At 70.3% G+C, this 25,473-nt stretch carries 24 protein-coding genes; 10 read left to right on the top strand and 14 right to left on the bottom strand.

Annotated elements, in window-relative coordinates; translation table 11 throughout:
* Nucleotides 1–59: 59 nt before the first annotated feature.
* The 4 genes from ACGFMP_RS03070 to ACGFMP_RS03055 all read right to left on the bottom strand — a co-directional run bounded on the left by ACGFMP_RS03070 (nucleotide 60) and on the right by ACGFMP_RS03055 (nucleotide 3,125).
* Entirely contained in the window at nucleotides 60–1,472 is a 1,413-nt protein-coding gene (locus tag ACGFMP_RS03070) for a class E sortase (protein WP_393669881.1), read from the bottom strand.
* Nucleotides 1,469–2,107, bottom strand: coding sequence for an aminodeoxychorismate/anthranilate synthase component II (locus ACGFMP_RS03065; RefSeq protein ID WP_393669880.1), 639 nt, complete (start codon nucleotides 2,105–2,107; stop codon nucleotides 1,469–1,471). Before ACGFMP_RS03065 ends, ACGFMP_RS03070 begins: the two co-directional genes overlap by 4 nt.
* Complete coding sequence (locus ACGFMP_RS03060) at nucleotides 2,104–2,280, bottom strand: hypothetical protein (RefSeq protein ID WP_393669879.1); 177 nt, start codon at nucleotides 2,278–2,280, stop codon at nucleotides 2,104–2,106. The genes ACGFMP_RS03065 and ACGFMP_RS03060 overlap by 4 nt, the downstream gene beginning before the upstream one ends.
* 131 nt (nucleotides 2,281–2,411) lie before the next feature.
* Nucleotides 2,412–3,125 carry a DUF881 domain-containing protein gene (locus ACGFMP_RS03055; RefSeq protein WP_393669877.1) on the bottom strand — a complete coding sequence of 238 codons (714 nt, stop codon included), beginning with the start codon at nucleotides 3,123–3,125 and terminating at the stop codon, nucleotides 2,412–2,414.
* 227 nt (nucleotides 3,126–3,352) lie between these two features.
* On the opposite strand from ACGFMP_RS03055, the gene crgA reads away from it, so the two are divergent.
* Nucleotides 3,353–3,607 (top strand): cell division protein CrgA, encoded by a 255-nt coding sequence (gene crgA / locus ACGFMP_RS03050; protein WP_033175597.1) that lies wholly within the window; start codon nucleotides 3,353–3,355, stop codon nucleotides 3,605–3,607.
* A 269-nt stretch (nucleotides 3,608–3,876) separates the two neighbouring features.
* Here the strand turns inward: crgA and ACGFMP_RS03045 are convergent, their stop codons facing one another.
* Nucleotides 3,877–4,731: a rhomboid family intramembrane serine protease gene (locus ACGFMP_RS03045; RefSeq protein WP_393669876.1), complete on the bottom strand. Its 855-nt coding sequence runs from the start codon at nucleotides 4,729–4,731 to the stop codon at nucleotides 3,877–3,879.
* Between the two features lie 92 nt (nucleotides 4,732–4,823).
* Nucleotides 4,824–5,354, bottom strand: a complete 531-nt coding sequence (locus ACGFMP_RS03040; RefSeq protein WP_393669874.1) for a peptidylprolyl isomerase — start codon at nucleotides 5,352–5,354, stop codon at nucleotides 4,824–4,826.
* 215 nt (nucleotides 5,355–5,569) lie between these two features.
* Here ACGFMP_RS03040 and ACGFMP_RS03035 point away from each other — a divergent pair, with 215 nt between their 5' ends.
* Nucleotides 5,570–6,346: a DUF5324 family protein gene (locus ACGFMP_RS03035; protein WP_393669873.1), complete on the top strand. Its 777-nt coding sequence runs from the start codon at nucleotides 5,570–5,572 to the stop codon at nucleotides 6,344–6,346.
* Between the two features lie 47 nt (nucleotides 6,347–6,393).
* On the opposite strand, the gene ACGFMP_RS03030 is transcribed toward ACGFMP_RS03035, so the two are convergent.
* From ACGFMP_RS03030 to ACGFMP_RS03020, 3 genes are all read right to left on the bottom strand, one after another.
* A complete protein-coding gene (locus tag ACGFMP_RS03030; protein ID WP_393669871.1) occupies nucleotides 6,394–7,974 on the bottom strand; it encodes an MFS transporter in 1,581 nt (526 codons plus the stop codon).
* Between the two features lie 80 nt (nucleotides 7,975–8,054).
* A complete protein-coding gene (locus tag ACGFMP_RS03025; RefSeq protein ID WP_393670311.1) occupies nucleotides 8,055–11,492 on the bottom strand; it encodes a BTAD domain-containing putative transcriptional regulator in 3,438 nt (1,145 codons plus the stop codon).
* A gap of 194 nt (nucleotides 11,493–11,686) precedes the next feature.
* Entirely contained in the window at nucleotides 11,687–12,172 is a 486-nt protein-coding gene (locus ACGFMP_RS03020; protein ID WP_393669870.1) for a MarR family winged helix-turn-helix transcriptional regulator, read from the bottom strand.
* An 84-nt stretch (nucleotides 12,173–12,256) separates the two neighbouring features.
* Here ACGFMP_RS03020 and ACGFMP_RS03015 point away from each other — a divergent pair, with 84 nt between their 5' ends.
* Nucleotides 12,257–12,901, top strand: coding sequence for an FMN-dependent NADH-azoreductase (locus tag ACGFMP_RS03015; protein ID WP_393669869.1), 645 nt, complete (start codon nucleotides 12,257–12,259; stop codon nucleotides 12,899–12,901).
* 432 nt (nucleotides 12,902–13,333) lie between these two features.
* A complete protein-coding gene (locus tag ACGFMP_RS03010) occupies nucleotides 13,334–13,615 on the top strand; it encodes a hypothetical protein (RefSeq protein ID WP_393669868.1) in 282 nt (93 codons plus the stop codon).
* Nucleotides 13,616–14,111: 496 nt separating this feature from the next.
* On the opposite strand, the gene ACGFMP_RS03005 is transcribed toward ACGFMP_RS03010, so the two are convergent.
* Both ACGFMP_RS03005 and ACGFMP_RS03000 read right to left on the bottom strand, forming a co-directional pair.
* Complete coding sequence (locus tag ACGFMP_RS03005) at nucleotides 14,112–14,426, bottom strand: hypothetical protein (protein WP_393669867.1); 315 nt, start codon at nucleotides 14,424–14,426, stop codon at nucleotides 14,112–14,114.
* A 325-nt stretch (nucleotides 14,427–14,751) separates the two neighbouring features.
* The gene (locus ACGFMP_RS03000) at nucleotides 14,752–15,429 is read right to left on the bottom strand and encodes a helix-turn-helix domain-containing protein (protein WP_393669866.1); all 678 of its coding nucleotides are present in this window, start codon (nucleotides 15,427–15,429) and stop codon (nucleotides 14,752–14,754) included.
* Nucleotides 15,430–15,744: 315 nt separating this feature from the next.
* On the opposite strand from ACGFMP_RS03000, the gene ACGFMP_RS02995 reads away from it, so the two are divergent.
* The 3 genes from ACGFMP_RS02995 to ACGFMP_RS02985 are packed head-to-tail and all read left to right on the top strand — an operon-like array spanning nucleotide 15,745 to nucleotide 19,724.
* Complete coding sequence (locus ACGFMP_RS02995) at nucleotides 15,745–16,428, top strand: hypothetical protein (RefSeq protein WP_393669865.1); 684 nt, start codon at nucleotides 15,745–15,747, stop codon at nucleotides 16,426–16,428.
* A gap of 41 nt (nucleotides 16,429–16,469) precedes the next feature.
* Complete coding sequence (locus ACGFMP_RS02990; protein ID WP_393669864.1) at nucleotides 16,470–17,888, top strand: transcriptional regulator; 1,419 nt, start codon at nucleotides 16,470–16,472, stop codon at nucleotides 17,886–17,888.
* Complete coding sequence (locus tag ACGFMP_RS02985; protein WP_393669863.1) at nucleotides 17,889–19,724, top strand: DEAD/DEAH box helicase; 1,836 nt, start codon at nucleotides 17,889–17,891, stop codon at nucleotides 19,722–19,724.
* A 20-nt stretch (nucleotides 19,725–19,744) separates the two neighbouring features.
* On the opposite strand, the gene ACGFMP_RS02980 is transcribed toward ACGFMP_RS02985, so the two are convergent.
* Nucleotides 19,745–19,933, bottom strand: coding sequence for a hypothetical protein (locus ACGFMP_RS02980; protein ID WP_393669862.1), 189 nt, complete (start codon nucleotides 19,931–19,933; stop codon nucleotides 19,745–19,747).
* 67 nt (nucleotides 19,934–20,000) lie between these two features.
* Here ACGFMP_RS02980 and ACGFMP_RS02975 point away from each other — a divergent pair, with 67 nt between their 5' ends.
* Nucleotides 20,001–20,954 carry a NaeI family type II restriction endonuclease gene (locus ACGFMP_RS02975; RefSeq protein WP_393669861.1) on the top strand — a complete coding sequence of 318 codons (954 nt, stop codon included), beginning with the start codon at nucleotides 20,001–20,003 and terminating at the stop codon, nucleotides 20,952–20,954.
* Complete coding sequence (locus tag ACGFMP_RS02970) at nucleotides 20,951–21,442, top strand: very short patch repair endonuclease (RefSeq protein ID WP_393669860.1); 492 nt, start codon at nucleotides 20,951–20,953, stop codon at nucleotides 21,440–21,442. The genes ACGFMP_RS02975 and ACGFMP_RS02970 overlap by 4 nt, the downstream gene beginning before the upstream one ends.
* 45 nt (nucleotides 21,443–21,487) lie before the next feature.
* Here ACGFMP_RS02970 and ACGFMP_RS02965 read toward each other — a convergent pair whose 3' ends face one another.
* Entirely contained in the window at nucleotides 21,488–22,759 is a 1,272-nt protein-coding gene (locus tag ACGFMP_RS02965) for a DNA cytosine methyltransferase (RefSeq protein ID WP_393669859.1), read from the bottom strand.
* A 390-nt stretch (nucleotides 22,760–23,149) separates the two neighbouring features.
* Between ACGFMP_RS02965 and ACGFMP_RS02960 the strand changes: the two genes are divergently transcribed.
* Nucleotides 23,150–23,947: a hypothetical protein gene (locus ACGFMP_RS02960; RefSeq protein WP_393669858.1), complete on the top strand. Its 798-nt coding sequence runs from the start codon at nucleotides 23,150–23,152 to the stop codon at nucleotides 23,945–23,947.
* 157 nt (nucleotides 23,948–24,104) lie between these two features.
* On the opposite strand, the gene ACGFMP_RS02955 is transcribed toward ACGFMP_RS02960, so the two are convergent.
* Nucleotides 24,105–25,454 (bottom strand): hypothetical protein, encoded by a 1,350-nt coding sequence (locus tag ACGFMP_RS02955; protein ID WP_393669857.1) that lies wholly within the window; start codon nucleotides 25,452–25,454, stop codon nucleotides 24,105–24,107.
* Nucleotides 25,455–25,473: the final 19 nt, after the last annotated feature.

Here is a 25,473-nt window from a genome sequence, read left to right as displayed (position 1 = left end):
TCGCACTTCCGATGGCACTGGTGGCGCTCCTGGTGGTGGCAGGGGGCTCGGCGGATCCGTCAGCCGCCGACAAGCGCGTCGGGCTTGCCCTTGCTGCGCGGCCGTTCCTCGATCAGCTTGCCCCACACGATCAGCCGGTTGGTGCTGGTGAATTCCGGGGTGCAGGTGGTGAGCGTGAGGTAGCGGCCGGGCGCGGTGTAGCCGGAGCCTGCCGGGATCGGCTTGAGCACGTCGGTGTTGGTCGGCGGAGTGGAGGGCAGCGAGCTGGTGATCTCGTAGGTGTAGTACTCGCTCGCCGTCTCGACCACCACCTTGTCCCCGCGCTCCAGGTGGTTGATGTAGCGGAAGGGCTCGCCATGGGTGTTGCGGTGGGCGGCGACCGCGAAGTTGCCGCTCTTGTCCCAGGGCATCGCCGTGTTCAGGGCGCCGTCGTAGTGGCCGATCATGCCCTTGTCGAGCACATCGTGCTTGGAGACGCCCTGCGCGATGGGCGCCTTGACGTCCAGCTTGGGGATGTACATGATCGCGAAGCCCTGGCCGGGCGAGAAGGTGCCCGGCACCCGGTTCGGGTCGGCCGAGGCGCTGTCCCACTGGTGCTGGAGGTTGTTCGCGGCGCCGTTGGCCTGCTGGTGGGCGCGCACGTTGGTCCACCACAGCTGGTAGGTGACGAACAGCAGCATCAGCACGCCGGTGGTGATGAACAGCTCGCCGACGATCCGGCTGGCGACGACCGCAGGGCTGTCCTTGGCGGCCTTGGCTGCCCGCCGTGCCTCCATGCGGCTCAACGGGGCAGCGGACGCCTCCTGGGCCGCGCCTGGGCCGTGTGCGGGCCCGCTCAGGCCCCGCCCGCCGGCCCGGTGGCCGCCACCGCCCTGCCGCGCTGCCTTGCGCCTGGCGGCCCGGCCCCCGTCCGACGGTGAAGGCGGCGGTGCGAGCGACGGTGCGGGATCGGTCCCGCCGTCATCGGGGGCCGCGGCCGGCTCGGCCACGACGGGCATGCGCGCGGTCTGCTCCGCGTCGGCGACGGGCAGCTCGGGCGCCAGATCCGGTACGCCGGGTGCCGCGGGCTCGTCGTGGGCCACCGGCGGCGCCGCCATGGCGGGCTCGTCACGCTCGGGGGAGCGGAACCACGGGGACGCCGGTGGCTCGTCGAAGCCCTGCTCCGTGACGCCCTGCTCGGCGAAGCCGGGCTCCGTGAAGCCGTGCTCTGCGAAGTCGGGGCCGCTGAAGTCGGGCCCGGTGAACCCCGGCTCCCGGTAGGCCGGGTCCTGGCGGACCGGCTCTTGGCGCACCGGCTCTTGGCGCACCGGCTCGGTGAACGCCTGCTCCGGATGGTCCGGCACCACCGGGGGGCGGCCGGGCAGCGGGTCGCTCAGGGGGTCGTTCAGCTGCTCCACGACAGCTTTGAACTGCCCGGTGTTCTCGTACGACATCGGGCCGTCCGCGGGGCGCTCCGGGCGGAGCGTGGTCACGCCCCCGCCCTCCCGACGACCGGTGCGAGTCCGTGCGAGCGGCCCGGGGCGCCGTGGTCACCGCATTCGGCGAGCCAGTTCGCCAGCATCTTGTGCCCCCATTCGGTGAGCACCGACTCGGGATGGAACTGCACGCCCTCGACGGCCGCGTCCCGGTGCCGGAGCCCCATGATGATGCCGTTCTCCGTCCACGCGGTGACCTGCAACTCATCCGGAAGGGTGCTGCCCTCCACGGCGAGCGAGTGGTAGCGCGTGGCGGTGAACGGTGTCGGCAGTCCGGCGAAGACCCCGACCCCTTCGTGTGTCACCAGCGAGGTCTTGCCGTGCAGCAGCTCCGGGGCTCGGTCGACGACTCCGCCGTAGGCCACCGCGATCGACTGCACTCCCAGACAGACGCCGAAGACGGGCACCGCGGTTTCCGCGCAGTGCCGCACCATCTCGACGCACACGCCGGCTTCCTCAGGGGTGCCTGGACCAGGGGAGAGCAGCACCCCGTCGAAACCGTCCTGCGCGTGTTCCGGCCGCACCTCGTCGTTGCGCAGCACCTCGCACTCGGCGCCGAGTTGGTAGAGGTACTGCACGAGGTTGAAGACGAAGCTGTCGTAGTTGTCGACCACGAGGATGCGTGCGCTCATCGGACTGCGGCCATCCCGTTGTCGACGGTCACGTCGTTGAAGGGCAGCAGCGGCTCCGCCCAGGGGAACACGTACTGGAAGAGGAGGTAGACGACCGCCAGGGCCAGCACCAGGGAGATCAGCGCCCTCACCCATACGTTGCCCGGCAGATGCCGCCAGATCCAGCCGTACATGCGGTCCCTTCCTTCGGCTCCCGGGAACAGACTAAAGGGAGATCGCACGGAGTGGGTTGGTAGCCGGACAAAGCTTCGTCATGGCTTCACCTGGGCGTCCACCGGCTCCGCGGCCGTCTCCCGGCCTGTTCTCAGGGGCGGTTCACAGGTTGTGCATAGTGAAGGACAGTCGAGCCGGTGTAGCCGGGGAGAGTGGTCTTGCTCCCGGCGGTGACCTTCCAGCCCAGTCCGTAGGCGGACACGTACTGGAGATAGTTCTGGATCGCCGGGCTGTCGTTCAGCCCTTGGCGCAGTTTCGCCTGGTCACCCACTGCGGTGATCCGGTAGGGCGGCGAGTAGACCCGGCCCTGGAGGATCAGGGTGTTGCCGACGCAGCGGACCGCGCTGGTGGAGATCAGCCGCTGGTCCATCACCCGTATGCCCTGGGCGCCGCCCTGCCACAGCGCGTTGACCACGGCCTGGAGGTCCTGCTGGTGGATGACCAGGTCGTTGGGCTGCGGGTCGGGGACGCCGGGGATCAGGGCGGTGGCGTTCGGCGGGGCGTCATCGAGGGTGACCTCGATCGAGGGTCCGGTGAGCGGGCTGGTGCCGGCCGCCCTGCTCAGGGCGTCGATCGCCGCCTGCTCCGCGGCGCTGAGGCCGCTGCCCTGCCGGGTCAGCCGGTCGACGTCGTCGCGGACGCCGGTCAGCTGGCTCTCCAGCCGGCCATTGCGGTTGTTCTTGGTACGAATGGTGTCGGACAGCTTCGGCAGCGGGTCGTCACTGCGGATGTCGACGCCCTTGGCGGTGTCGAAACTCATCCAGAAGATCAGTCCGGCCAGCGCGAAGACTCCCGCACTGAGCACTCGCAGCGCTACGGTGCGGGAGACAGCACGGGGGGAGGGGGTGGGTGCGCTTCCACCGGAATCCGTCGCCACCGTACGCTGTCTCCTTACAACCTGAGGAAGCACTACGCTAACGGACGCCCGGCGGCGGCAGTGCCCCTCGCCGACAGCCGACTGCCACCCCATATCCGCCAGGACCGCCCCGCACATCCGCGCGGTTACGCAGCGCATCGACAGGAGACTCCCTCGTGCCGAAGTCACGGATCCGCAAGAAGGCCGACTTCACCCCGCCCCCGGCGAAGGCCGCCACCGCCATAAAGCTGGGCGGTCGCAGTTGGGTGGCCCCGCTGATGCTGGCGTTCTTCATCGTCGGCCTCGCCTGGATCGTGCTGTTCTACGTCACCCAGGGCAGCCTGCCGGTGGACGCCTTCGGCAACTGGAACATCGTGGTGGGCTTCGGCTTCATCGCCGGCGGGTTCGTCGTCTCGACCCAGTGGAAGTAGTTGTCCACACGGTTATCCACAGTGGGGAAAAGGTCGGAAGATCTGTGGATAACCTCTACGAGGTTGACGCTGGTACGACCGGTGGCCAGGACAGACGGCCACCGGTCGTTTGCTGTCCGGACGCCGAAGTGTACTGATCTTGCCGGGAAAACCGGGACAACCCGGACGAGCGACCGGCTGTACAGCCGTTCACATCGACTGTGCACAACTCGCACAGGATCCCCTACCCGTTGTGGATAACGTGGGATCACCGTCGCCGGTAACGGGCCTCAGGACGTGACCTGCGCCACAGCGATCACCGTCAGCACCACGGTCAGCACCAAGACCCCGGCCGCGGTCCCCCACTGCACGACATCACGCCGCTCACGCGGCGCGTACGCCATCCCTATGGCCACCACCGTGCCCGCCACCAGTCCGCCCATGTGCGCCTGCCAGCTCACGTTGGGCCAGGTGAAACTGAAGACGATGTTGAGCACCAGCAGGATCAGGATCCGCCGCATGTCGTAGCGCAGCCGGCGCATGAAGACAGCGATCCCGCCGAAGAGCCCGAAGATCGCCCCGGACGCGCCCAGCGTCAGCGAGTGCGGTGTGATCAGCAGCACAGCGGCGCTGCCTGCCAGTGCGGAGATCAGGTAGATCGCGATGTAGCGGCTGCGGCCGAGCAGCCGCTCCAGCGGAGCACCGATCCACCACAGCGACAGCATGTTGAAGCCGATGTGGAAGAAGTTGCTGCGGTCGTGCAAGAAGGCCGAGGTGATCACCCGGTACCACTCGCCGTCCGCCACCCCGATGCACTGGTGGGGGGCGAACCCCTTGGGAGTGCACAGCGCGTAGAGGCCGAGGTCCTCCACCACCCGGTCGCCCACCGCCAGCTCGATCGCGAAGACCGCGATGTTCAGCGCGATGAGGATCTTGGTGATGAGGAAGGGGTCGTGCGCCACCACCCCGCCGGCCACGGTGCGCTGCCGCGGCGCGTGCGCCGAACCCTGCCGGACGCAGTCCGGGCACTGGAAGCCGACCGAGGCACTGACCATGCAGTCCGGGCAGATCGGTTTCTCGCACCGGGTGCAGCGTATGCCTGTCTCCCGGTCCGGGTGCCGGTAGCAGCAGACCGCCTGGTCCATCACACGCACTCCCCTGTCACGGCGCCCTGACGCGCTGAACGCCCCGCCCACTTGGACGTGCGGGCGGGGCGCGGTGTTCCCGGAAGAGTACGTCAGTCGCGCTTCTCCACGACGACCGACTGGATCACGACGTCCTCCAGCGGGCGGTCGGTCCGCGGATTGGCGGGGCTGTTGATGATCCCGTCCACCACCTTCCGGCTCGCGTCGTCGGCGACCTCGCCGAAGATCGTGTGCTTGCGGGTCAGCCAGGTGGTCGGGGCGACCGTGATGAAGAACTGCGAGCCGTTGGTGCCGGGGCCCGCGTTGGCCATCGCCAGCAGGTAGGGCTTGTCGAAGGCCAGGTCCGGGTGGAATTCGTCGGCGAACTCGTAACCGGGGCCCCCGGTGCCGTTCCCCAGCGGGTCGCCGCCCTGGATCATGAAGCCGGAGATGACCCGGTGGAAGACCGTACCGTCGTACAGCTTGTCGTGGGACGCCTTGCCGGTCCGCGGGTCGGTCCACTCGCGGGTGCCCTCGGCGAGCCCGACGAAGTTGGCCACCGTCTTGGGGGCATGGTTCGGCAGCAGCCGGATCACGATGTCGCCGTGGGTGGTCTTCAGGGTGGCGTAGAGCTGCTCGGCCACGGTCTACCTTCCATAGTCTTCGCTGACAGGGACAAATCCTTGCACGCCCCGAGCGGGCGTGCGGGCTTCCGCCGTTCTCCGTCCGCCCGGACTCCGCATCAACCGGGCCGACTGACCCGTATGCCCGTCCGCACATGCCGTACGTCGTGCGCGCGGGCATGATTTCAAAACGGGTGGACAGGCGAAAACCGTACGCCACCGAGGAGGAGGTTCCTGTGACCCGCATCGACAGCGTGCGCAACGCGGCCGACATCACGAAGGACAGCGTGCGGCACGCCGCGGAGGTGGCTGCGCCGTACGCGAGCACGGCCAAGACCGAGGCCGCGCGTTACGCACAGCAGGCCGGTACGTACGCGCAGCAGGCAGGCGTGATGGCCAAGCAGACCTATGACGCCAAGCTCGCCGCGCAGGTGCGGCAGGCCCGTGAGCAGGCGTGGGCGGCGGTGCCGCCGAAGACGGCGGTCGCCGTGGAGACCGCCGCCCGCCGGACCAAGGAGACCGCCAGGACGGCGGCCGACTACACCGCGCCGAAGGTGGGTGCCGCCGTCGCCGCCACCGGCGCCGTCGCGGTCCCGGTGACCAAGGAGGCGATGGTGCGCAGCGCCGCCGCCCTGCACGCGCTGCGCGGCCAGGTGACCGCGGCGGACATCGACAGGCTGGTACGCCGGCGGGTCCGCAGGCAGCGGACGGGCCGGGTCTTCCGCGGCCTGGCGATGGTCGGCATCGTCGGCGGCGCCGCCTTCGCGGCCTGGCGCTGGTGGAGCAAGCAGGCCAATCCGGACTGGCTGGTGGAGCCCACGGAGGCGACGGAACCCGACGAGGCCACCGAGCACGCCGGTACGAGCACCCTGACGGTGGTGGACCCGCTGGAGGACTCCCCCACCTCGGTGAACGGCAGCGGTGCCCACGTCGACCGGGTCGACGGTACGCCCGGCGCCGACTCCGAGTTCCAGGCCACCCGGCCCGAGGACGACCGGCGCGACGGCGCCTGACCCCGCAGGCCCGTGGAGGTCTGCGGGGCCGGCGTCCCGGCACACCGTCAGGCCGCCGCGGGCACCGGCTCCGGCTCGGAGTCGGGGTCGTTCAGTACCGCGGGCACGTCCCTGAGGGTGATCAGCGCGGCCACCGCGCCGAGCACCATCAGGGACGCCCCGATCAGCGTCGTGGTGTGCAGGCTGTCGGTGAAGGCCTGCCTGGCGGCGTCGACGACCTGCCGCCCGAGGCCGCCTGCCAGCTGCTGACCGGTGTCGACGCCGCCGCTGACCGACTCGCGCGCCGCTCCGGTCTGCCGCGCGGTCAGACCGGCCGGCAGCCTGAGGTCACTGCGGTAGTACGCGCTGAGGACCGAGCCCAGGATCGCGACGCCCAGCGCACCGCCCAGCTCCATGGCGGTCTCCGAGATGGCCGCTGCGGCACCCGTCCTGGTGCTCGGGGCGCTGGCCAGGATCGTGTCGGCGGTCACGGCGAAGGTGAGCATCAGCCCGGCGCCGTTGACGATCACCACCGGCAGCAGCTGCCAGTACGCGGTGTGCGGGGTGGACAGGCCGAGCCCCGCGGTGCTCAGGCCCATCAGGAACAGCCCGGCCGCGACCGTGCGCGCCCGGCCGATCAGCGGGATGAGCGCGCCGGCGGCAGGTGCGGTGACGGCCGCCGCCAGCGGCCCCGGCAGCACCGCGAGCCCCGCGGTCAGCGGCGACCAGCCACGCACCACCTGGAAGTACAGCGAGAAGCCCAGTGACAGGACGGACGCCGCGAACATCGTCACCACGTTGGCGCTGATCGCCCCCGAGAAGGCCGGGTTACGGAAGAGGCGCAGGTCGAGCAGCGGCTCGGCCAGGGTGGTCTGGCGGACCAGGAACACGGTCAGCAGGGCGGCGCCGAGTCCGGCGGCGATCCACACCGAGGGCTCCGCGACCCCGTCCCGTGCGGCGGTCTTGATCGCGTAGATCACCCCGAACATGCCGAGCACCGACAGCGGCACGCTGACCCAGTCGAGCCGGCCGGTCTCGGGGTTGCGGGTCTCCGGCAGGATCAGGGCGCCCGCCACGAGGACCACCGCCATCACCGGCACGTTGACCAGGAAGACCGAGCCCCACCAGAAGTGGTCGAGCAGCAGCCCGCCGACCACCGGGCCGAGCGCGAAGCTGGCCGCGGCGACACCGCCGCTGATGCCGACCGCGGTGGTGCGCTCCCTGGGGTCGGTGAAGGAGGCCCGCACCAGCGACAGCGTGGACGGCATGATCGTGGCACCGGCCAGCCCGAGCAGCGCCCGGGCCGCGATCAGGGTGGCCGGGCTGTTCGCGTAGGCGCTGATCGCGGACGCGGCGCCGAAGCCGGCCACTCCGAGCAGCAGCAGCTTCTTGCGCCCGATCCGGTCGCCGACGTTCCCGGCCACGATCAGCAGGCCGCCCAGCACGAAGCCGTAGACGTCCACGATCCACAGCAGCTGGGTGGCGGAGGGGGCGAGTTGCGCGGAGAGCGAGGGCACCGCGTAGTTCAGGACGCTGGTGTCGATGCCCAGCAGCGCGGAGGCGACGCCGCAGATGGCGAGTACGGCCCAGCGCCGCCCGTTCTGCTCCGCGGCACCGCCGTTCATGTCGTTCGTGTTCGTCTTCGTCATGTACGGCAGCGTGCGCGGCACCGCTGACCGGCCGCGCACCGCGCGCTGACCGCTCGCGCACCGGCGCCCGGCGGGGCCGGTCAGCCCGCCGTGGCGTACGACATGAGCAGGTCGAGGGCCGCGGGGCGCTCCAGGGTGGCGGCCGCCGCGACGGCCGCCTCGTAACCGTCGCCGCCCAGTGCGGCACGCGCGGCCGCCGCGGTGGCCAGGGCGTCCGGATCCGAGGGGCGGCTGCCGCGCAGCGCCTCGGCGGCGCCGAGCAGCGCGGCGGCCTGACGCGGTGCGCCGTCCAGGATCGCGAGCGCGGCCGCTGCCGCCGCGATGTGTGCGGCGTTCAGCGAGAGCTTGAGCACCTCGGGGTCGAGGGAGACGGCCTTGCCGAGGCAGTCGTGGGCCGCGGTCGCGTCGCCCTCTGCGACGGCGATGGCGACCCGGGCGATCAGCACCGTGGATCTGACGCTGTTGCTGGAGAACCAGCCGGTGGGGCATTCGGCGAGTGCCTGCTCGGCCAGCGCGCGGGCCGCGGGCAGGTCACCGCCCAGCCGGGCGGTGTCCGCGAGGCAGCGGTGCGCCACCGCCAGCGCCTCGGGTGCCCCGGCCCGCCGGGAGAGGGCCACAGCCCGCTCGCCGTAGGCGGCCGCGGTGGCGAGGTCACCCGCCCGCAGGCTGTAGGCGGCGCGGTTGGTGAGCAGTTCCGCCATGTCGAGCAGCGAGTCCAACTCCTCGGCGAGGACCAGCGCCTGGTCGAGGAAGTCGACGGCTTCCCGGTACTCACCGCGGTATTCGGCGAGGTCGGCCAGCACGTTGAGGCAGGTGATCAGGCCCCAGCGGTCGCCCGCGCCGCGGAAGCCCGCCAGCGACCTCTCGCACTCTCGCTGCGCGAAGTCGGCGTCGCCGTTCACCATCCAGGCCTGGAAGCCGTGCCCGAGGTGCGCCAGCGCGTAGTACCAGGGGTCGTCCCGGCCGGCGAGCAGCGCCTCGATGCCCTCCAGGGTGTTCAGGTCGTCCCGCGGCACTCCGGCGAAGGGCGCCCACAGCAGGGTGAGCACCGGGAAGCGCCGGGCGATCCGGTCCATGCCCTCGACGATCCTGGTCACCGACGCCAGGTGCTCGGTGAAACCATCGGGGTCGGACATCGCGGTGACCACCGCCAGCACGCACAGTGCGTACTCCTCCTCGAGTCCCACGGGCGCCGTCGGCCCGAGGGCGGTGAGCACCCGCTGCGCGGGTCCGACGCCTTCGTAGCGCACCCCGCGCAGCAGCCAGTAGGAGGAGAGCGCGGCGATGAGCCGCATGGCGCCGTGGATGTCCCCGGCGTCGAGCGAGCGGTGCAGCGCCGTCTGGAGGTTGTCCCGGTCGTCGGAGAGCATCCGCAGCCAGTCCAGCTGCTCGGCGCTGCGCAGATGCGGGTCGGCGGTGAGGGCGAAGTCCAGGAAGTACGCGGCGTGGGCGCGGTGGGTCCGCTCGGTCTCGCCGGCCTCGGCCAGCCGCTCGGCGCCGTAGGCCCTGATCGATTCGAGCATCCGGTAGCGGACCGGGCCGGTGCCTTCGGTGCGCTGGGCGACCACCAGGGACTTCTCGACCAGCGCTGCCATCAGGTCCAGCACGTCGTCCGCTTCTATCGCGTCGCCGTCCGCGCACACCGCCTCGGCAGCGGCCTGGGTCCAGCCGCCGGCGAAGACCGCGGCGCGGCGCAGCGCCGCCCGCTCGTCCTCCGGCAGCAGGTCCCAGCTCCAGTCGACGACGCCGCGCAGCGTCCGCTGCCGCGGCTGGGCCGTCCTGTTGCCCCGGGAGAGCAGCCGGAAGAGCGCGTCGGAGCGCACACCGAGGCTGTACTGGGCGTCGTCGGCAGGCAGCGCCCCGAGCCGGGCGGCGATATCGGTGACGGACAGCGAACGCAGCCGGGCGGCGGCCAGTTCGATGGCCAGCGGCAGCCCGTCAAGGGCGGTGCACAGCCGCAGTACGGCGTCCGCGGTGGCGCGGTCGGCCGCCGGGTCGAAACCGGGGCTGACGGCTCCCGCCCGGTCGGCGAACAGCCGGACGGCGGGGGAGGCGAGCACCTGGTCGCGGTCGGTGCCCGGCTGCGGCAGGCCGAGCGTGGCCACCGGGCACAGCGCCTCGCCCGCGATGCCGAGCGCCTCCCTGCTGGTGGCGAGGATCCGCAGCTGCGGGCAGCCGGTGAGCAGCCGCTCGGCGAAGCGTGCCGCGTCGTCGACCACGTGCTCGCAGTTGTCCAGCACGAGCAGCATCGGCCGCTCCGCCAGCGCCGCGGCGATGCGTGCCACAGGGTCGGGGGCGGCCGGGGCCGTACCGGCCGCGCCATGACCGACGGTGGGCAGCAGCGCGCCGTCGCGCAGTCCGAGCGCGCCGAGCACGGCGCGCGGGATGTCGGCCCCGTCGGTGAGCCCGGCCAGCTCCACGAAGCGGGCGTCTTCGGGGTGGCGCCCGGCCGCCTCCACTGCGAGGCGGGTCTTGCCCGCGCCGCCGGGTCCGATCAGGGTCACGAGCCGCTGGCGGGTCAATCGGTCGCCGATGAGCGCGAGTTCGTCGTCACGGCCGACGAAACTGGTGAGCTGGGCGGGCAGTTCGTGCCGTACGGCGGCCGGTTCCGCCTCCCGAGCCGCATCCGGGAGGGCCGGGTCTGCCGGAGCCGCGCCCGTCGGGGCCATATTCGGCGGGGCCGCGCCCGGCGGGGCATCGGGGGTGGCTCGCCGAGCTACCTGTGGCGATGTTTCACGTGGAACATCCGCGCGAGGTCCGGTTTCACGTGAAACATCCCGCGGTGCCGCTATCGGCTCGCCACGCAGTACGGCGAGATGGACGGCAGCCAATTCCGGCCCGGGGTCGGCGCCCAGCGAGTCGGCCAGCTCCTGCCGGGCGTCCTCGTAGGCGGCCAGAGCCTCCCCCTGCCTCCCGCTGCCGTGGAGCGCCCGCATCAACTGGCCGCGCAGCCGCTCCCGCAACGGATGAGCAGCCACCAGCTCGCCGAGTTCGGCCACCAGCGAGCGGTGCCGGCCGAGGGCGAGGTCGGCCTCGATCCGGTCCTCGACGGCGCCGGTGCGCAGCTCCTCCAGCCGTACGACCTGGGCGGCGGCGAAGGGCGCGTCACCCACGTCGGCCAACGCGGGGCCGCGCCACAGGGCGAGCGCGTCGCGCAACAACCCTGCGGCCGCGGCCGGTTCGCCGTCGAGCAGCGCCTCGCGCCCCTGGGCGGCGAGCCGTTGGAAGCGGTGCGCGTCGACCTGATCGGGGTCGACGGCAAGCCGGTAACCCGCGGGGTGGCCCTCGATGGGGACCGGAAGCACCTGGCGCAGCCGGGAGATCTGCGACTGCACGGCATTGCCCACCCCGGCCGGCGGGTCCTCCCCGTACAGCGCGTCGATCAGCCGCTCACCGCTGACCGTCCGACCTGCGTCGAGCAGCAGCAGGGCGAGCAGCGCACGTCGCCGGGGGCCGCCCAGCGCCACCTCGGCGCCGTCCGTGCCGAGGGCCTGCGTCGCGCCGAGGATGCCGAACATCACGCACCGATTGTGTCGCACCGCCATCGAATGCGCGTGCCCCAAGATCACCTCTTGGCACGGCACGCCGCACCACCGCCACGCCGCCGACCGCACGCAGCTCAGTAGCCCACGCCGCCGACCGCACGCAGCTCAGTAGCCCACGCCGCCGACCGCACGCGGCTCAGCAGCCCACGCCGCCGGCCGTTCGCCGGTCAGCACTCCACGTCGCGCTCCCGCAGGTCGGCCGGACCGCACTCGGGCACGGTCCCGGACGAGGCGAGCAGCAGCAGTTCGTAGAGGGTGGCCCGCTGCGAGACGTTCAGCGCGCTGAGCACCTCGTCCTCCACCCCCGCGAGGGCGAACTCCGCCTTCGCCAGCCGCTTGGCCCCGCGATCGGTCAGCCGCACGATGTGCCGCCTGCGGTCCTCGGGGGAGCGCTGCCGCTCCACGAGAGCGTCGGCCTCGAGGTCGTTGAGCAGTCCGACCACCGTCGCCCGATCCATCATCAGCGTCGATGCCAGCGCCTGCTGCGTGCTCCCGTCCCGGTCCCGGAGGACGGTCAGCGCCACCAGATGCCGGGGGCGCAGCCCGAGTGGCTTCAGCACCGACTCGGCGTGCAGCCGCATCCGCCGGGCCAGGTTGTCGAGCAGAGCGCCCGACCGTCTCGGCGGCTGGTTCAGCACGGGGAGTGAGGCCATCCACGAAGTCTATCCGTCCGGGAGGAAGAATGGCGTGGTATAAATCGTTGGTGGTACACAAACTAATGATGAAAGGCCAATAGGATGCCTCACCTGCTGCACATTGACTCCAGCGTCCAAGGCGAGAACTCGGTCAGCCGCAGGCTCACCGCCCGCGCCGCCGCGGCCTGGCGCGCCGCTCACCCGGACGGCACGGTCACCTACCGCGACCTGGGCGAGGAGCCGCTTCCCCACCTCATCCCGAGCACCGTCTATGCCGGAGCCGTGCCGGCCGCCGACCGGACCCCCGCGCAGGCAGCCGCCATGGCGCTGAGCGAGCAGGTGGTGGGCGAGGTGCGGGAAGCCGACACCGTGCTGCTCGGCCTGCCCGTCTACAACTTCGGCGCCCCCAGCAGCGTCAAGTCCTGGGTCGACCACCTGGTCGTCGTCGGCCTGTCCATAGACCCGGAGACCCACGAGGGCCTGCTCGGCGGCCGCGACTTCGTCGTCCTCGCCGCCCGCGGCGGCGGCTACGCCCCCGGCACCCCCCGCGAGGGCTGGGACCACGCCGAGCAGTGGCTCCCGCACGGCGTCGCGATGGCCGGCCTGACCCCCCGCTTCATCACCGCGGAACTCACCCTGGCCAAGGTCAACCCGGCCATGTCCGACCTGATCCCGCTGGCCGACAAAAGCCTCGCCGCCGCCGAGCAGTCCATCGACGCCCTCTGGCCGGCCACCACCCTCGCCTGACCCGCACCGCGGCGGCGGCATCGCCGTCAGGGCCCCACCACCCGGCGGGGCCCTGATCCCGCGGAGCGGACGCCGCCCTGAGCCGAAGGACCTTTCCCCCGGACCCACGGACGCCGATCCCACGACGCCGCTACGGTCGGACCCGGCCATCCCCCCGTACGAAGCGAGGAACGTTGGACCGGCGCCCCGAGCACGACGACGACCCGACGGCAGGGGCATGAGCACGTGGACCATCGACCGGTTCGCATCCCACGCGGCCGCCGTCCACGGCAGCGAGCTGGAGGGTGTCCGATGGGTCGCGCAAAGCCGCGCGTACCGTTCCGAGGACCCCCCGGACCTCCGCCGGCGCTGGGCAGCCCTGTCGCTGGACGCCAATCGACGGGGGCACGGCGACGGCCCCTGGGACCGGGCCGGATGCACGGCCAGGACTTCATGCTCCGCACTTGGGTCATCGAGCATCTCGGCCCGGACGCGGAGCCGGCCTGGAACCCGGGCGTCCTGGCCACCGACACCCTGGCCGCGCTCACCTTGGACCCCGCAGAGGCCGAGACCCTGGCCTCGGACTGGCGCAGCCTCCCGATCGAGCAGATCGGCTGCCTTCGGCGGCACAAGAATCTGACTGCCCATCTCGACCGGCTCATCGGCTACCTGCGGCCAGGCACGACCGCGGATCTGATCGCGACCTGGATCGAGGTCAGGAAGCTCCTGCCCTGAGCCAGGGCGCCTCCACCCTGGCCCCGGTGGGCAGACGCCGACGGCCCCCTCGCCCTTACCCGGGCGAGGGGGCCGCTGACCTGCGTCGAACCACTGTGGAGCCTAGGAGATTCGAACTCCTGACATCTGCCTTGCAAATTCCCCCGGGGTGGCTTCGTGACCTGCGGCGATCGCCCCGCAAGGGCGATGAGCTGCGAAAACTCCCTCCGCTGGTTTCCACTGGCCGTGGAGGCTTTCACGACTCATGTGTGCTGAATGCGTGCTGCGGGTCGACAGGGTTTCGGGACCCGCGAAGAACGCCGCCCGGCCCCGTGCCGGTCCGTGGTCGGCACGGGGCTCGATCGAGAGCGTCCAGGAAGACGAGGCCGCCGGCGCGAACCGTGGATGCGGTTCGCGCCGGCGGCCGGTTCTGCGCGGAGCCGTGCGCCCTGCCTACTGCCTCCGGGTCCGCAGTGCCGGGCGGGCCGGCATGGCAGACCCGGATCGGCCGACCCGCTCAGTTGCGGATGTGCAGCCCCAGGAGGTTCACGACGCAGGTGGCCAGAACGGCTCCCCACCGCCACAGGCGGTCTCCCGCCGTCTCCGCGATCCCCTGGGCCACCCGGGTCAGCGCGTACACGACGAAGGGGCCCGCCAGGCCGTAGATCCTGCGGATGCGAGGGCTGCGGCACTCGGACAGGAAGGACCACTGGTAACGGGCGGGGGGCTTGCGGGAACTGCGGCTGACGGGACGGTTGGTCCGGCGCGTGCGGCGGCCCTGGGCTGCGCCCTTGGGCGACGCCCGCCGACGCTGGCGATTAGTCTTGCTCATGAGGGATTCCTTTGCGGTGCGTCTGCATGATGGGGTTCCTCGGAGGGCCCGGTGCGGTCCGGTTTTCGAGGCCGTGGACCGGCCGGGCTCCTTCAAGTCGTGGCGGGATAGAGCCGGCGGCCCGGAAGGGCGGCGGCTCGCGGACGTGAAGCAGTACCTGACCCGCTTTCTCGCATGATCGGAAGCATCGACGTCAAAACTGTCCGTCGAATGCACGCTCTAGGGCTTCACATCTTGCACCACCGGCGAATAAGATTCGACGGATTGCTGAAGATCTTACACGCCTGCCGGTTGCCGGAATAACACCCGGCCGAAGCAGGCGGCGTCAAGATTGCACCCCCATCCGCGCACGGGATGCGAAGATCACCATGTCTACCATCCCGCCACCCCGATGAACGACCATTTCCCCGAGCAGGATACGCGCGGCATCTTCTTCGCCGCGCTCCAGAAGCATTTCAACAGCGGACTGAAGCTGCGCCACCGGCGCAGAAATACTCATGCGACGTAAAATGCGGAATGCCTCATTCCGATTGCCAGCGCCGAGGAGTGCGAGGGCTTCCCCGGTCGGCGAGCGCTTGCCGACCGCCAGGAGGGACGGCGCTTGTGCGTTGCGCCGGTCCCCCTCGCTACCGACCGGTGGACATTCGCTGTTGCGCCGGTCCCCCTCCGCCAACGCCGACCTGGCGGCACGTCGATCCCGGCAGGCCGAGGAGCCGCAGCAGGCTTCATGGCGCATGTCGATCAACTGGTCAAGCCGGTAAGGGACGGTGCGCCCCGTGGCCAGCGCCACCTTCACCGCCTCGGAGTACAAGCGGGCGAGGGACGGCTCCTGCGGAGCCCGCCGCCCGCGGAGCCAGTGGGAGACCGCGGGTTCGGAGACACCGACTCGCCGCGCCACCGATGCCATCGTGAGCGGCGCGAACAGGGAGTACAGCTCGTTCAGGGCAGCGGTGAATTCCCGCTCGACCCCTCCGTCAATGTCGACTTTTACCGTACGCGGCACTAGACCTCCGGCTCCTTAGGTACGAGGGAGAGCGCGACCCCTATGAGGCGACGCGGGTTGACACTACATCGGGCAGCAGGCCCCCGGGTAGCCGCCGCAAGGAGGGAATTCCCTACCGTGCTGTAAAGAATCCTGTTCGCGCACACCGCCGTCGGGAAGGACGCATATCCACGCGAAGCGCCGCAACTAGAACATATGAGCTGTCATGTCCCGCCGCGACCGTGGTATAAATAATCCGGCGGCAGTGGGCTCTCAGCGCGACAGCCCTCCCGAGCCGCCGTCTCCTGAACTACTTCCGAAGATCCGGTGGTGCGAATGTCCGACCTCCCCTCGTGGGAAGACACTTCCCTGGGAACGATGAAGCGGGTCGCCCTCTGGCTGGTGACCGTCGTCGGTGAAGGCGAGGTCTTCACGAAAGAAGAGTTGCGCCGAGCGTTCCCCGGTGTCTCGCAGGTCGACAGGCGTATGCGCGATCTGCGGGACTTCGGGTGGTCTATCAGCACGAACAGAGAGGACGAAAGCCTCGATCCGGTCGAACAGCGGTTCGTGGAGCCGGGGATTCCCGTCTGGGAGCCGGGAAAGGCGACCCGGCCCCGCGGCACGATCGCCATCGGGGCCGGCAGGCGGCGTGAGATCATCTCCCGCGATGGCAACATGTGCCGCTCGTGCGGTATCACTCCGGGTGCCCGCTACGAGGGGACCTACGAACAGGCGCAACTCGACATCGCCCGTCGGCGGGTGCGGCGCGCGGATGGCGCCGAAGAGCCTGAGCTGGTCACCGAGTGCCAGCGGTGCCGCCTCGGCGCCCGCGAACTCGTAGCGGACCTGACGAAGGTGCTGAGCACCGTCAACGCGCTGCCTGTCGCAGAGCGCCGCGCGCTCGCCGGCTGGGCTGAGGCGGACGAGCGGGTCTTCAGCGCGGCCGAGCGGATCTGGGGCGAGTACCGCTCCCTGCCTGAGGAGTCCCGCGCCGCAGTTCGGGCGGCGCTCGGGCTCTGAACAAGCGCGGCGAACAAGATATCCAGCAGGGGGAGAGTGCAGTGACGCAAGACTACGGGCGCCCCGCCCGCGCCGAGGAGAACCGCGCGACGGTGGCCCGGCGGCTCAAGGAACTCGCCGATGCCGACGGGGCCCGCGAGACCCTGACGATCGAATGGCGCGGCAAGCCCGGCCACTTCGACGTCATCGAGATGCAGGTGGGGGACCTTTACTACAACCCGGCCACACACCGCATCCGCGCCCAGCGCAGCCACGACGTGGGCCGGGACAGGCTGCTGGACACCGAGCCGTGGAGCGACAAGAGCCAGGAATACCTCGACCTCCTGCTCAAGGCTCTGCCCTCTGATCCCTCCCGTCCGGACCCCGAGTTCCTCAACCTGGCGGAGAGCCTCCGCGACTACGGGCAGAACGACCCCGGCCTGATCACCCGCGACGGCGTCCTCGTCAACGGCAACACCCGGCGGGCTGCGCTGCTGCAGGAGTTCGGACCCACCCGCGCGATGCGGGTTGCTGTCCTACCCCAGTCGTGCGACTGGTCCGACATCGCCGCCGTCGAGCTCTCGCTCCAGCTGCGCAAGGACCACCGCAGGGACTACTCCTACATCAACCGGCTGCTCGCCATCGACGAGATGGCGGCGCAGGGAACGTCGCTGTCGGCTATTGCTACGGCCTTCCGCAGCACCGTAGAGGCGTGCCGGCGGGACCAGTGGGTCCTCAGCGTCATCCGGACCATGATCAAGAGGAGCGAGGCCAGCGGGAAGGCACTCCCGCTCATCGCGTTCGAGGACCACACGGAGAAGCTTCGGGAGCTCCACCGCAAGTACGCCAAGGAGGCCGCCAGCAATCCGGACAAGGCGGAGCTGATGCTGGAGTCCCGCCTCTCGGCCATCGCGCTGGGGTTCTCCAAGACCGACGTGCGGCTCATCGAGTCCGACTTCCAGGACCGCTACCTGGCGAAGGCGCTCCCGGAGGGCCTGCAGCCCAAGGCGCCGACTGCGGGCGAGGTGAAGATCCCCGGGCTGGCGCGGTCGGTGAAGGGACCGTCCGACAGGCTGGCCTCGGCCCGTGCGATGACCGATGCGCTCCTCCAGGCCCGGGCGCTCAGCTCCGCGGATGTGTCGCTCAGCAGCCGCGACGGAGTCCGGGCGCAGAACACCCTCGCAACATACAAGGACGCCTTCGAGGAGTCCCTCGAGTTCGCCGGCAAGGACGCCCGGGTCCGCAAGCGCAAGCAGGCCGCTCCCGCCCGGCTGGCCGACGCGTGCCAGGACATCGACCAGTGCGTCACCGACCTGGTCATGTCCCGCAGTTCGCGCAGCCTCGACGAGGATGCCTTCGACGACGCCGTGGCCAAGCTCAGGAAGAGCCTGGGTAAGCTCGCAGTCGAGGTCAAGCGCACCATCCCCGAGCCCGGGGACGAAACCTCCTGGCTGTTCGGACTGCTCAAAGAAGGACTGTGAGTGCCGGATACCACCGCTCCCAGCCTCGCCCTCGGGTTCGACATCAGTCGGACCCGGGCACTGCTGCGGACGGTTCCGGAACACAAGGGGGACCTCGCTCGGCTGCTGTCCCGGTTCCCCAGCGGCAGGATGACCGAACTGCTCACCGCCGCGATCCCGGTCGATGAGTTCGTCGCGGGCCTCGAAGCACTCGCCGGATGGCCCGACCCGGAGGGTGTCGTCTTCGACGGCCCCTTCCAGGCTCTGGTCGAGGAGATGCTCGACACCGCCGAGACCGCGGAGCGGTTCCTCAACGGCGGGACCGACGGGGAAGCCGTCGCGCCGGAAGACCTCGACGGCCTGCTGGGCGACGGATGGCGCGGCGGTCTGACCTCCTTCCAGCAGCGGGACGCGGCCCGGCTGCTGTCGCTGCGGCACGGGGCGAACTTCAGCGTGCCGGGGGCCGGCAAGACCCGGGTAGCGCTGGCCGTGTTCGCCGCGCTCCGCGAGCGCGGCGAGGTCGACCGGCTGCTCGTCGTCAGCCCCAAGTCCGCCTATGAGGCGTGGCAGTTCGAGAGCCGTGTCTGCTTCGAACGGCCGCTGGACGTCCAGGTGGTCGGCAGCCGGATGCCCGAGTCCGCCGATGTCCTCCTGGTGAACTACGAGCGGCTCGGCCGTTCCCAGTTCGGCCTAGCGGACTGGCTCACCTCTGTGCCCACGATGCTGGTCTTGGACGAGGCCCACCGCATGAAGCTCGGCGGCGCCGGCGTGTACGGGGCCGTCTGCCTGGCCCTCGGCCCGCTGAGCACCCGCCGGCTCATCCTCACGGGTACCCCGGCACCGAACGGCGCGAAGGACCTGGAGAACCTGCTGTCGTTCGTCTGGCCCGGCCATGGCCGCCGGGTGGTGACACAGGCGGTCGACGGCGGCGACCTTGCCGAGGCCAGCCGCGTCCTGAGTCCGCTCTACACCCGCACCACCAAGCAGGAGCTCGGCCTCCCGCCTGTCGACCTGCGGCTGCGGATGCTGCCCATGCCCCCGCTGCACCGCGAGATCTACGACGCGATGGTCGGCCGCTTCACCGCGCGCGCCGAGTCCAGCCGCTCGGACTTCCAAGCCTTGGGCAAGGCAGTGCTCCGCCTGCTGATGGCCGCAACCAGTCCGGCTCTCCTCGTTGCGGGCGCCACCAAGTACGAGCCCCTCTCGCTCCGGGTACCGCCGCTCACCGTCCCCGATGGCGACCCTCTCATGGCGCTCCTCCGGAAGCTGCCGAGCTACGAGGTGCCGCCCAAGTACCAGGAGGCGCTGGCGATCGTGGCAGCCAACGCCGCGGAAGGGCGCAAGACGCTGGTATGGGCGAGCTTCGTGCGGAGCATCACGACCCTGGAGCGCCTCTTCGCGGACTACCGCCCAGCCGTCGTGCACGGGGGGACCCCTGATAGGGACGAGCAGTTGCGCCGTTTCCGGGAGGACGCGGACTGCGCGGTCCTCGTCTCCAATCCGGCCACTCTCGGCGAGGGCATCAGCCTGCACCAGGTCTGCCACGACGCGGTGTTCATCGACCGCGACTTCCAGGCCGGGCGCTTCCTCCAGAGCCTCGACCGCATCCACCGGCTCGGGCTCGCCCCGGACGCCGTGACCCGCATCACCGTCCTGGCGTCGGAGGGGACTGCGGACGAGGTTGTTGCCATGCGCCTCGGCGAGAAGCTCGACTTCATGGGCAGGATCCTGGACGACCCCTCCGTGCAAATGCTGAGCGATCTTGAAGAGGAGCCGGCCTTCGCCGCAGGCATGGACGCAGCGGACCTCCAGGCTCTGCTCCGCCATGCTCAGGGAGCAGAAGCCGAGCGCAGCTGATCCCCTCCGCGGTTTGCGGATCAGAGCGAGCCGTCGTGCAGCAGCCGGTCCAGTGCGTCCGCCTCGCGCTGGAGCACGATGCGGCCGTCGCCGTCGCTGAAGGCGAGCAGCCTGGACCCCGTATCGAGGCCCGCTTCGGCCAAGAGGCCCAGCGGCAACGCGACTCGTCCGTCGTCATCGACAGCGGTTTCAGCGGGTTCGCGGATCATGGCACCGAGTGTTCCACGCCCGCCGCGGTGCCTGTCCGCGAAGCAGGGACGGATAGGGTCACGTCCTGTGGATGAAGGCATCGAGGGGGTACAGGCCCCTCTATGGGGGCCGCAGCCTGTGCAGGATGCGGAGCTGGAGGCCGTGGCGGCGGCGATCCTGCGGCAGGATCTGGACGGAACGCGCTTCGCCGGTGCGATCCGCAGGAGCATCGACATGCTCCTCGACGGGCAGCACACCGGCCGCTTCCGCTGGGAGCAGCTGTACAAGACGGAGAAGGCCCATATGGGGACCCTCGTCGAGATCAATCTCCAGCGTGAGTTCGGTTTCGGCGACGGGGCGGTGATGGACTACCGCATCGTCGGCGTCGACGTGGACTGCAAGTTCTCCCAGACCCCGGGCGGCTGGATGATCCCCCCGGAGGCCGTCGGGCACCTGCTGCTCGTTGTCTGGGCCAGCGACATCAAAGCGCGGTGGTCCGCCGGTCTGGTGCGAGCGGCTCCCGGCTGCCTCAACACGGGCGGAAACCGCGATGCCAAGACCACCCTGAACAGAGCAGGGCGGGAAGCCATCCGCTGGCTTTTCCGTGAGGCCCCGCTCAAGGAGAACATGCTGCTCGGGCTCTCGCCGGATGATGCGGACTCGGTCTTCGCCCAGAAGTCGGGACAGGGCCGGGTCGACGAGCTCTTCTTGCGTGCCCAGGGGAGGCGCGTCAGCCGGACCGTGGTCGCCACCGTGGCCATGCAGGAGGACTACATGAAGCGGGTCCGCTACAACGGCGGCTCCCGCTCGCGCCTCCAATCCCGCGGCATCGTCATCCTCGGCCACTACACGAGCCATGGCGACATCGCGCGTCTGCTGGGTCTGCCCGTCCCGCAGGCAGGGGACTCGGTGAGCGTGCGGCTCGCACGTCGGCAGGCGCATCACAGCGACGCGCCCTACATAGAATTGAACGGGGAGCAGTGGGTACGAGCACTGCCGTCGGACCCCGAAGAGACCGTTCCGAAACTGCCCGAGATATGAGCGCGAAAGCAAACGACGCCGACGCAGGCGCGGCATGGACAGCGCCGAAGGGCTCATGGGCCTCATCAGCCGCCAACCGGCGCAGCATGCTGGGGAACCGCGCTCGCGACACCGCCCCTGAGCTGGCCTTGCGCTCCCTGGTCCACGCGGCCGGGCTGCGCTATCGCGTCGCGGCCAAGCCGCTGCCCGGCATGCGCAGGACCGCTGACATGGTGTTCCGGCCGGTACGGGTGGCCGTGTTCGTCGACGGCTGCTTCTGGCACGGCTGCGAGCAGCACTTCGTACCGCCCAAAACCAATCCCGACTACTGGCGGGAGAAGATAGGCGGCAACATGCGCCGAGACCGGGAGACCGATGAGAGGCTGGCCGATTCCGGCTGGCTGGTCCTGCGCTTCTGGGAGCACGAGCCAGCGGGCGAGTGCGCCGCAGCCGTGGTCGCAGCTGTGAGCGAGCGCAAGGCGACACGGGAGCGCCGGAGCGGACAGTGACCGGGCCGGGGCCGGCGTTCCGCCTGCGCCCCGGCCCGGTGCGGCTCAGCTGATCCTGGCTTTGTTCACGGCGAACAGCTCGTGCCGCTCATGGCCTTCCTGCCCGACGAAGGCCTTGAACTCGCCAAGGGTGTAGGCGTAGGTGCCGCCCGAACGCTTCGCCCGCTCGATCACGAAGTCCCTTTCGAGGTGAGCCAGATGGCGCTCCACCTCGGGCTCGCTCAGCTCCACCCCGCCCTTTTGGAGCTTCGTGATGATCTGGCTCATGCCGACCGGGCGTTCGGCACCGCGCAGCAGCTTGTAGACGGGGTCGTGGATCACCTCGGTGGTCTCCACAAGCTCGACCCGCTTGCCCTCCTTTTTGAGGGCCTGGTAGATGGACCGGCCGACCGCTTCGGCCACAGGCGGGGGGAAGGCGTTGCCGATCTGCCGGTACCGGGTGGTCTTGCCGCCGGTGAACTCCCACTCCCCCTCCTCCCACCCTTGGATGCGGGCGACCATCTCGCACGTCAGCTTCGGTCCCGGCTTGCCTTCGGGCACGACCCATCCGGCCTCCGGCGGCGCATCGGCCACGCCCATAGCGTCCACGCCCAGCTTCTTCCATGCGGTCTTGGCCCTGGTAGGCCCGAGGTCGGCGCCGCCGTGCTTCTTCGAGCCGCCGACGATCGTCGGGGCAATGGCGAGAGCGCCCTCTGCCCATGCGTCGGCGCCTTCCCAGCCGCCAGAGCCCATCATGCCCGCCAGGGTTCCGCCCACTGTCGGCTTGTCCCCCTCGAGCGGCTCCGGCCAGGTGAAGTATTCGGCGTACTCGCGCTTCAGCGCGACCAGCACGAACCTGGGCCGCAGCTGCGGGACGCCGAAGTCGGAGGCCTGGAGCAGCCTCCATGAGGCCACGTAGCCACACCTCTGAAGCTCGTCCAGTACGTGCTGGCGGTACGCCGCGAAGCGGTTGGCGCTGAGGCCGCGCACATTCTCCAGCAGGAGGGCCTTGGGCTCCACGGTCTTGACCTGACTGACCGCCCAGGCGAAGAGGTCCCGCTCGTCAGTGGCCCCGAGCTGCTTGCCGGCGATAGTGAAGGGCGGGCAGGGCACCCCTCCCGCGAGCAGGTCGATGCCGTGGTATTCCTCCGGGTGCCAGACGTCCCGGCTGGCTACATCGCCTTCTGCGACGTGCCAGTCTTTCCGGTTGTGCCGAAGCGTGGCCGCTGCGTTGGGGTCGAGTTCGACCGCCAGCTTGTGCCCGAAGCCTGCCCGCTCCAAGCCCAGGGCTTGGCCCCCCGCTCCAGCGCAGATCTCGACCGCAAGAAGCTTCGACATTCGTCCTCCATCACGTGCACACCGCCGGGCCGACAGGCCGTAGTCCGGCCTCTTCCACTCTGTGCGTCCGATTAGATTCGAACGCGCTAGCGACCCGTTCTCTGCGGACGAACATCCCAGCTTCTTTCCGGACAGTCCAGCGTGACGGCCGAGTACAGCTGACCGCGAACGCGAGCCCCGGGGCGCAAGTGTAATTGCAGGTCGCTCCGCAGCTTGGGACGCGGGCCGCTGCGGGGCTAACCGCTGGGCACGCAGGATGACACGCCAGGGCTCCTACCTGCGACGCAGCCCCGCGCGGTTCCCCCGGGCGCCTGCGGTTCCGGCGAAAAGGCACCCGCCTGGAGCGTCGGCTGGCAAGATGCTCCGCAGATGCTTTCCCGGGGGGGCCGCATGGGCCGACAGCAGGTTGCAGATGTCCTTGACGCCGAAATGGCAGCCCGTCTTCTGCCGGGCTCCGCTGTCGCAAGCCTCGGCGTCTGGCTGAGAGGAGCCGGTGCCCAGTACGCGGAGGGCACGGGCTGCCACACAGTCGACTACTTTCCCGTCCGCTGGGCCACGGTCAGTCCATGGCCCCGAAGCCTGGCCGACCGGAGCACAACAGGAAAGGTCCGCTTGAGCCGCCGCCAAGCGGTATCGGCTGTGGGCGATGCCCTGGCGCGTGAAGAGTGGAGCGAAGCCCTGGTGGCCTCGTACGTCTGGGGGCAGGGACTCGCTGGCTATGGACCCCATCGGTTGGAGGAGATACTTGCCGATGCTGGTCTCCCCGCCCACTTGGTCCAAGCTGTCGACGCCCTCATACGGCATGGCGCGGTGGCCTCGTACAGCGTCCTGCGAGGGGCGGTAAAGGGCCTCGGTCCAGCGTTCTTCACCAAGCTTCTCTACTTCCTGGGCCCGGCAGTCGGATCCGTACCGCCCACCGCCCCACTGATTCTGGACATGAGGGTGGCGCGGGTGCTTCGCGCCTACGCCGCTGGCATCGGCGAGCAGATGGGCGAGCAGTCTGCCGCCAAGGTAGCGGCTTGGATTTGGAGCGACGGCGGGTGGACCCCGCATCGCTATGACATCTACCTGCGATGGATGACTGCCGCGAGTGAGCAACTCGCCTCGGCAGGAATCGGCTGGCCCCCGGCTTGTCCGGATCTCCTCGAACTCGCCTTCTTCGAGGGCCGGTGGAATCCCACCGCGTAAGCGCTGTCCCCGGCTATCGCCACTTGGACCATGCGGCCTTAGCGGGACACCAGGGCAACCGGCCGAGTGCTCAGCGGACGGATAGCGGAGTCGACGCACGCACAGGCAGTGGGATCAGAGCCGGCCCCGTCGGTTCAGTGCTCTTGCCCGTAGCGAGCTATGCCGCCATACCCTTCCGGGTTGCGACTTCTCGGGCGCGCTGTTCCAGGGTGCGGACTGAGGGGGACTTGCGGTGGGTGCGGATGCGGGTGCGCATCGTGTCGAAGTGCTCGTCGCCGCGTGAGGACGAGACCTGTTCGTAGTCGTCCAGGAACAGGGTCCAGGTGGCGCATGCGGCGTCGAGGTGGCCGAGTTCGAGTTGGCGTTGGGCGAGGAGGCCGTTGGCGTGGACGCGGCCCTGGCGTTCCTGCGGGGGCTGGGTGCGGAGGCAGTCCTGCATGGCCTTGACGGAGCCGGGGAGGTCGCCGAGGTGGTGGAGGACCGCGCTGGTGTGGAAGTGGAAGGCGGAGGCGTCGTAGCCGCCGACGGCGTCCTTGCGGGAGTCAGCCTTCGACAACGCGGCCTCGGTCTCTGCCAGCCGTGTGAACGCCTGGGCGCGGTCGCCGGTCTGGGCGGCGGAGGCTGCCTGCTGGCCGGCGAGGAAGGCGTGGAGTCGGGGGCCTGCCTGGGGTGAGGCTTCGGCAGCGGCGTCGGCGAGTTGGAGGGCCTTGGTGCCGTAGCCGAGGTTGCCGGCCTGGAGGCTCATCCCGCGCAGCGTCCGGCAGTAGGTGAGGTGGTCCTCGGCGGCGCCGGCCAGCTTGAGCGCCTTGACGTAGTAGCGCTGCCCGAGGCCGTGCTCGCGCTCGTACATCGCCATCCATCCGGTGAGGTAGACCAGGTCGGAGGCGGCGGAGAGCATCGCCGAGCGGTGGGCTTCGCTGGCGTCGGCGCGTAAGTACGGGGAGACGGTGTTCACCAGGAAGGCCGCCGCCATGGGCCGTGCGTGGCCGCCGCCGAAAGTGTCGAGGATGTCCGCGATCCGCTCCGTCATGGACCGGACGATCTCGACCTCGCCGTCCCCGATCCGCGAGGTCGGCCGCGCCGGTACAGACCAGTCCGTGCCGGCCAGATCCGGGAACCCGGGGACGGCAAGTGCCGCTGAGTAGAGGGCTGTCGTCAGTACGCCTCTGCGGGAAGGGTCCATGTCCGCCTTTCCGAGTTCGAGGAGGTCATCAACAGTCTCTCCTCCCCCGGTGGCCGCGACAGCGCCGGTACTCGCCAATCCCGCTTCCTGGAGGGTCACCGGACGCTTCAACCGCCGGGCGAAGACCTCCGCGATGACCGGCCGCACCCTGGCCCGAGGCATCGTTCCGCTCAGCCAGTGGCTCACTGCGCTCTGGTCGTAGTGCAGGGCCATGCCGGCCTCGTGACCAGCGCGGTTGACCGCGAGGGCGCACTGGGTCCGCGACCAGTCGGCCTCGTCGAGCAGCGCGGCGAGACCGGCATTGCGTGCAGTGGGTTGAGTCATCCGAACCAACTCCCCGGAG

It is taken from the genome of Streptomyces sp. NPDC049040 (assembly GCF_043197715.1).
Classification (GTDB): domain Bacteria; phylum Actinomycetota; class Actinomycetes; order Streptomycetales; family Streptomycetaceae; genus Actinacidiphila.
This window is presented reverse-complemented; position numbering and strand designations above follow the sequence as displayed.

Bases quoted from the DNA above. Each gene is read 5' to 3' on its own strand.
- ACGFMP_RS03065 (WP_393669880.1), bottom strand. From the start codon at position 2,107: ATGAGCGCACGCATCCTCGTGGTCGACAACTACGACAGCTTCGTCTTC.
- ACGFMP_RS03060 (WP_393669879.1), bottom strand. From the start codon at position 2,280: ATGTACGGCTGGATCTGGCGGCATCTGCCGGGCAACGTATGGGTGAGG.
- ACGFMP_RS03045 (WP_393669876.1), bottom strand. From the start codon at position 4,731: ATGGACCAGGCGGTCTGCTGCTACCGGCACCCGGACCGGGAGACAGGC.
- ACGFMP_RS03030 (WP_393669871.1), bottom strand. From the start codon at position 7,974: ATGACGAAGACGAACACGAACGACATGAACGGCGGTGCCGCGGAGCAG.
- ACGFMP_RS03025 (WP_393670311.1), bottom strand. From the start codon at position 11,492: ATGTTCGGCATCCTCGGCGCGACGCAGGCCCTCGGCACGGACGGCGCC.
- ACGFMP_RS03020 (WP_393669870.1), bottom strand. From the start codon at position 12,172: ATGGCCTCACTCCCCGTGCTGAACCAGCCGCCGAGACGGTCGGGCGCT.
- ACGFMP_RS03015 (WP_393669869.1), top strand. From the start codon at position 12,257: ATGCCTCACCTGCTGCACATTGACTCCAGCGTCCAAGGCGAGAACTCG.
- ACGFMP_RS03010 (WP_393669868.1), top strand. From the start codon at position 13,334: ATGCTCCGCACTTGGGTCATCGAGCATCTCGGCCCGGACGCGGAGCCG.
- ACGFMP_RS03005 (WP_393669867.1), bottom strand. From the start codon at position 14,426: ATGAGCAAGACTAATCGCCAGCGTCGGCGGGCGTCGCCCAAGGGCGCA.
- ACGFMP_RS02995 (WP_393669865.1), top strand. From the start codon at position 15,745: ATGTCCGACCTCCCCTCGTGGGAAGACACTTCCCTGGGAACGATGAAG.
- ACGFMP_RS02980 (WP_393669862.1), bottom strand. From the start codon at position 19,933: ATGATCCGCGAACCCGCTGAAACCGCTGTCGATGACGACGGACGAGTC.
- ACGFMP_RS02970 (WP_393669860.1), top strand. From the start codon at position 20,951: ATGAGCGCGAAAGCAAACGACGCCGACGCAGGCGCGGCATGGACAGCG.
- ACGFMP_RS02965 (WP_393669859.1), bottom strand. From the start codon at position 22,759: ATGTCGAAGCTTCTTGCGGTCGAGATCTGCGCTGGAGCGGGGGGCCAA.
- ACGFMP_RS02960 (WP_393669858.1), top strand. From the start codon at position 23,150: ATGGGCCGACAGCAGGTTGCAGATGTCCTTGACGCCGAAATGGCAGCC.
- ACGFMP_RS02955 (WP_393669857.1), bottom strand. From the start codon at position 25,454: ATGACTCAACCCACTGCACGCAATGCCGGTCTCGCCGCGCTGCTCGAC.